Genomic DNA, 5,805 nt, shown 5'->3' on the forward strand with positions numbered 1-5,805 from the left:
GCCGGGCGGTTCAGCACCGCCCCCGCCCACCACCACGCCCGCCGAATGGACCGAGCCCAGCACGTTCGGTCCGCACGCTGGCACCGACGCGACCGCCGGCACCACACCCGGCGATCCGGCCGACGGCTACGCGCCGCCCACGGCGGGCTACGGCCCAGGCCCAGGGTTCGCGGCGGGCACCGGCTACGGCCCGGGCGGCACGCCACCCGGGCCGGGTGGTCCCGGTCCGTCCGCGCCGCCACCGCCGCTGGGCGGCACCGGCTTCACCTCGCGGTACGGGCTGGTCCGGCCGCGCGAGGGGCGGTATCTGGCCGGTGTCTGCGCGGCGATCGGGCGAGCCACCAACACCGATCCGGTGCTCTGGCGGGTGCTGCTCGCGGTGCTCGGGTTCTTCGGGGGCATCGGCATCCTGGTGTACGTCGCCGCCTGGCTGATCATCCCGAACGAGGGCGACACCGCGTCCCCCGTCGAGTCCATGCTCGGTCGTGGTCGCTCCAGCATGTCCCCGGTGACGGTGATCGTCCTGGGCATCCTGGTCGCGGCCAGCTTCGCGTACATCGTCACCGACGCCTTCCGCGCGGTGCTGCTCGGCGCGGCCATCCTGGTCGCCGGCGCGCTCCTGCTCAACCGGGACGGCCGCAGTCCACGGCCCGGCACCCCGGGTGGTCCGCCGCCCGCCGCGCCGTCCGGCAACCCGGCCGGTCCGGTCGTCCCACCGGTGGCCTGGCCCGCACCCTCGTACGGCGCGGCGCCGTCGACCGGCCCGGCAGCGACGCCGCCGATGTTCAGCACCGATCCGGGGTACGCCACCGCGACGACGGGGGCCACGCCCACCGTCACCATCCCGGCGTACGACGCGCCGCCGACCAGCGCGACGCAGCCGGTGTCCGGGGTCGGCCCGGTGTCCGGGCAACCGGCCGGCACGACGGCTGCCCAGCCCGGCTGGCCCAGCACCGCCATGCCCAGCGCCGGCTGGCCGTCGGCGCCGGTGAGCAGCGCACCCGCTGCCCCGACGGGCTATCCGACCGCCCCGCCGCCCTCCGGTTACCGGCCCCCGTTCGCGCCGCACGGCCCGTACGCTTCGCCGACCCCGGCCGCGCCTCCTCCGCCCAAGCCACCGAAGCCGCCGAAGCGCCCCAAGGAGCGCTCGCCGCTCGGCGCGGTGACCTTCTCGCTGATCTTCCTGGTGCTCGGTCTGGTCGCCCTGCTCGACCTCCTGGACGTCTTCGCCATCAGCGCCTCGGCGTACTTCGCGGCCGCGCTGGCCACGATCGCGCTCGGCCTGCTGGTCGGCACGTGGTTCGGGCGGGCCCGCTGGCTCATCGCGCTCGGTCTGGTGACCGCGGCCGCGCTGGGCACGGCGACCGTCGCCGAGTCCTACGACCGAATCCGGGGGGTCGACGGCGCGGTGACCTGGGCGCCCACCGACCACCGCGACCTGGCGGACCGGTACGAGAACAGCTTCGGTGACGCCGTGCTCGACCTGCGCGGGATCGACTTCGCGAAACGGGACAGCCAGGTGACGGTGGCCGTCAACTTCGGCCAGGCGACGGTGGTCGTCCCGCCGAACGTGGACGTCACCACCGTGGCCGACGTCAACGCGGGTGACGCCACCGTCTTCGGCAACCGCTCCGGCGGGCTGGACGGCCGCCTGCGGGAATCCACCGACCTCGGCGCGGACGGACCCGGCGGCGGGACCCTGCGCCTCTACATCCATGTCAATGCCGGCAACCTGGAGGTGACCCGGTGAAGGCTCACCGCACGGATCTGGTGTCGTTCGCCTTCGGGCTCGTGTTCCTGGCGCTGTCCGCCTGGTGGCTACTCGCCCAACTGCTCGGCCTCGCGCTGCCGCCGGTCGGCTGGTTCCTGGCCGGCGCACTCATCCTGATCGGGGTCTTCGGGCTGGTCGGCGCACTGCGCTCGGGTCGACCGAACCAGCCGGAGCCGATTGCCGAGGCCGGTGCTGCCGAGGCGGTCGCACCCGTCTCCGGCACGTCCGTCTCCGGCGCACCCGTCTCCGGCGCCGCCACGTCGACGTCCGGCGCGCCCCTGCCGGTCTGGGAAGCAGAACGGTCCACCTGGGACACTCCCTCCTCGGACCCGACGCTCGTCTCGGACCGGACGCCCTCCTCCGACCCGACGCTCATCTCGGACCGGACGCCCTCCTCCGACCCGACGCTCATCTCGGACCGGACGTTGGAGACGCCGACCACCGGGGTGCGGGCGCAGGACGTGCCGGCCACCGACGTGATCCACCCGGCCTGGCTGGCACATCCGCCGTCGGAGCCGCCGACCGAGCCCATCCCCGGCCAACCCGGCAACGGAGACGACGAGCCGACCATCGGGAACCTCGCCCGCCCGGCCTCGTCCGAGGGGGACGAGCCGAGCCGAGCCGACCAACCGGTCGAGACCACCAGCGACCAGCCGGGTGACGGGCGGCAGGGCCCGCGCAGGGAAGCGTGACCTCGGGCGTCCGTCCGCGTCGACCCACCGCATCCCCACGGCGGTGCGGCCGGCGCGGACGGACGCATATGCTGGCTGGTGGAGATCTCGCCTCCGCCGGCCGGCCCGTCCCGCCCATGGCGGTCCCGCCGCGATTCCCGTCTCTACCCCCGTCAGGAGCCCGCCCGACATGACCCAGTCCCCCGCCGTGCGTACCACCGGCCGGTCCGGTCCGGTCCGCATCGGCGAGCGAGCCGCCCGTACCCTCGTCGCCGAGCTGGCCCGGATCAACGACCCCAAGGCCGCCCTGCTGGTCGGGGTGACCCCGGACTCCGCGGTCCTGGCCGCGGCGGTCGATGCGCTGCTCCCCGGTGACCGGCTCACCGTGGTGCCCGCCGAGCCGTTCGGCGCTGCGGCGCTCCGCGAGCACGTCACAGCCCAGGGCCGCTGGGTCGCCGACCGGGTGACCGTCGTCGACTCGCTGGCCGAAGCCGAGGCCGCCGGGGTCGTCATCGCCGGTGAGGCGTTCACCGGCACCGCCGAGGCCACCCGCAGCGGCGTCGAGGGGTTGGCCAAGTACCTCACCGACGGGGCGGTGCTGAGCGTGGCGACCGTCGCCACTCCCGGCCGAACCGAGGGTGCCGCCGCCGAGCTGGCCCGACAGGATGCCCTCTACGGCGTCGGCGCCGATCTGGTGCTGCGTAACTCGCCGCCGGTGCGGGTCTACCGACTGCGGTTCACCCCGGCCAGTTCGGCCACGGCCGACAGCCTGGCCCCCGCGTACCGGCCGTCGAGCGTGCCGGTGACCCGGGGCATGCACATCGACTCCAACGGCGTGGCGGCGGCGGGCATCGCGCTGAGCCTCGCGGCGCTGGCCCGGGTGGCGCGCCCGTCGTCCAAGCTGTGGCTGCTGCCGGCCCTGGCCGCCGGGCCGGTCGCCGCGTTCTTCCGGGATCCCGAACGGGACGTGCCGGAGGACCCGAGCGCCGTGGTCGCCAGCGCGGACGGGAAGGTCCTGTCGGTGCAGCGGCTGCACGACGAGCGCTTCGGCGACGGCGAGTGGCTGCGGATCGCTGTGTTCCTGTCGGTGCTGGACGTGCACGTCAACCGCTCCCCGGTCGCCGGCAAGGTGGTGGACTACTTCGTCGCCGATGGCGGCTTCGTCAACGCGATGAAGCCGGACGCCGAGCACAACGTTGCCGCGTACACAGTGCTGGACACCGCTCGCGGCACGGTGGTGGTCGCGCAGCGGACCGGCCTGATCGCCCGCCGGATCGTGCAGCGCGCGCCGATCGGCGCGCTGCTGGCCAAGGGCGAGCGCTTCGGGCTGATCCGGTTCGGTTCCCGGACGGACGTCTACCTGCCCGCTGAGGCCGCGGACCCGCTGGTCGGGCCAGGCGACAAGGTGGTCGGCGGGTCCACGGTCATCGCCCGCTGGCGCTGATCCGCAAACGAGGAACGGGGCGCCGCTGTCCGCGGCGCCCCGTTCTGTCTGCTCAGATCATGCGGTACGACGTTGCCGCAGCCAGAGAACCGGCCCGCTGACCAGGTAGCCCACCACGATCAGGGCGAACGTGAGCCGGATGTCGACCAGCGCGCCGATCACTGGGGCCAGCCAGAGCCACGGCGGCAGCTTCACCAGGCGGGCGAGCTTGGCGTACGGGAAGCTCGACACCATCGCGAAGGCCAGCAGTGCCACCCCGGCGACCAGCACGGCACCAGGCACCGGCAGGCCGATCGCCACCGTCACGGCGAGCACCGCGGCCGCCATGGTGGTGGGCACCCCGCAGAAGAACCTGCCGTCCTTCGGCGAGACGTTGAAGCGGGCCAGTCGAATCGCGGCACACGCCGCGACCAGGGCGCACGCCACCGCCGCCGCCGCCGTGGAGACGGAGCCGGCGAGCGAGGCATAGACCACGACCGGCGCGGCGAGACCGAACGAGCACATGTCGGCCAGTGAGTCCATCTGCGCGCCGAACGGGCTGGCCACCCCGAGCCGTCGGGCCAGTGCGCCGTCCAGACCGTCGAAGCCGACGCACGCGATCAGGCAGAGCGCCGCCATGCGCACCTCGCCCTGCATGGCCAGGAAGATGGCCAGCATGCCGAGCATCAGGCTGGCCAGCGTGCAGGCGTTGACCAGGCCGAACTTCATCCGGCGCGCCATGGTGCGCTCGCCGGGGAGCAGCGGGATCGAGTGGGCCTCGTCGGTCTGCGTCATCGGCGGCATCGCCGGGCTGACCGGCATGACCGCGTCGACGTCGGCTCGGTCCAGGCCCAGTGTCGGGTCCACGCCCAGTGTCGGCCGGCTGAGCCGGTCCAGGCCGTAGCGACGGCGCTGCCGATCGGCGTACCGGTGCTCGGTCGGGGCCAGGTCGGTCGGGTGCAGGTCGCCGTCGCGGCGACCGACCCGGACCAACAGCACCTGGCGGGCGAACGTGCTGCTGCGGCGCAACCGGCCCGCCCAGCGACGCCCTGCGGGGCGCGGACTGTCAGTAGTACGACGCCGGCGCCATGGGGCTCTCGGCACGTTTCCTCCATCACCGGATCTGCTGACCGCCAAGTGGCGGGTGTCCGGCTGTCTCGTGCCGGACCTTGCATGGCCCGGCAGCCGTTTTGCGGAGTACACCATCGCATAGGGGAACATGGCTTGGCGATAGCTGCCGGCGGTACTTATATCTGGCTTAAACCGCTCGAACCGCTCGCTTGTTCCCATCCCGGGCTTCATCGCCCGTTTCCTCCATCATTCCCGCCTCTGACTGTACCGGAGGGTCACCAAGTCGGCTCATCGAGCGCGGTGCTATCGGCCACTCTGTCCGATTGCTACGACGGCGATGTCACTCAATGGCAGCTCAGTCGCCTCCTCACGGGTGAACCACGCCGCCCGCGCCGTCGACCCTCCGGCGGACTCGGTGACCACCGCGCCGGTGGGTACGTCCACCAGCACCCGATAGATCACCCGTACGCCATGCCAGTCCAGAGGTCGGCCCTCCGGGCCCAGCGCGGCGGGATTGTGCAGATTGTTGACGCCGAGAAGCTCCACGACCCGGCCCACCTGCCCGCCCTCCTCGACCAGTTCCCGCAGCAACCCGGTGGCCGGCTGCTCACCGTGATCGGTGCCACCGCCGGGCAGATGCCACAGACCGGCCCCCGGGTAGCCCTCCGCGATCTGGGTGAGCAGGATCCGCCCAGCGGGGTCGGTGACCAGGCCGTACGCCCCGAAGCGCAGCCGACGGTCGGGATGCTGCGGCGGAAACAGGTCCCGCGACCGGTGCGCTGCCGGAGGCAGCGGGGTGACCGGCAGGCCGAGCGCCTCGGCGGTGAACGGGGTCAGCGGCAACTGCGCCACCTCCGTCAGCGAAAGCC

At 73.4% G+C, this 5,805-nt stretch carries 4 protein-coding genes and 1 pseudogene; 3 read left to right on the top strand and 2 right to left on the bottom strand.

The features are described 5' to 3' along the window. The 3 genes and pseudogenes from DLJ58_RS00730 to DLJ58_RS00740 form a co-directional block, all read left to right on the top strand. Window positions 1-1,750, top strand: a 1,750-nt coding sequence (locus DLJ58_RS00730; RefSeq protein ID WP_425271284.1) for a PspC domain-containing protein, incomplete at its 5' end; no start/stop codon positions are given. Then, window positions 1,747-1,995 (top strand): annotated as a pseudogene (locus DLJ58_RS00735) (hypothetical protein); the annotation flags it as partial. The gene DLJ58_RS00730 and the pseudogene DLJ58_RS00735, both read left to right, overlap by 4 nt. A 637-nt stretch (window positions 1,996-2,632) precedes the next feature. Next, window positions 2,633-3,886 carry a phosphatidylserine decarboxylase gene (locus tag DLJ58_RS00740; protein ID WP_124853387.1) on the top strand — a complete coding sequence of 418 codons (1,254 nt, stop codon included), beginning with the start codon at window positions 2,633-2,635 and terminating at the stop codon, window positions 3,884-3,886. 57 nt (window positions 3,887-3,943) lie between these two features. Here DLJ58_RS00740 and DLJ58_RS00745 read toward each other — a convergent pair whose 3' ends face one another. After that, window positions 3,944-4,894, bottom strand: coding sequence for a CDP-alcohol phosphatidyltransferase family protein (locus DLJ58_RS00745; protein ID WP_124853388.1), 951 nt, complete (start codon window positions 4,892-4,894; stop codon window positions 3,944-3,946). A gap of 345 nt (window positions 4,895-5,239) precedes the next feature. Then, window positions 5,240-5,805: NUDIX hydrolase (locus DLJ58_RS00750; RefSeq protein ID WP_124853389.1), on the bottom strand; the 566-nt coding region annotated here is incomplete at its 5' end.

This window comes from Micromonospora arida (assembly GCF_003857035.1).
In the GTDB taxonomy this organism is placed as follows: domain Bacteria; phylum Actinomycetota; class Actinomycetes; order Mycobacteriales; family Micromonosporaceae; genus Micromonospora; species Micromonospora arida.

What these genes read in the sequence shown, in the direction of transcription:
- DLJ58_RS00740 (WP_124853387.1), top strand. Translation starts at nt 2,633, where the DNA reads ATGACCCAGTCCCCCGCCGTGCGTACCACCGGCCGGTCCGGTCCGGTC.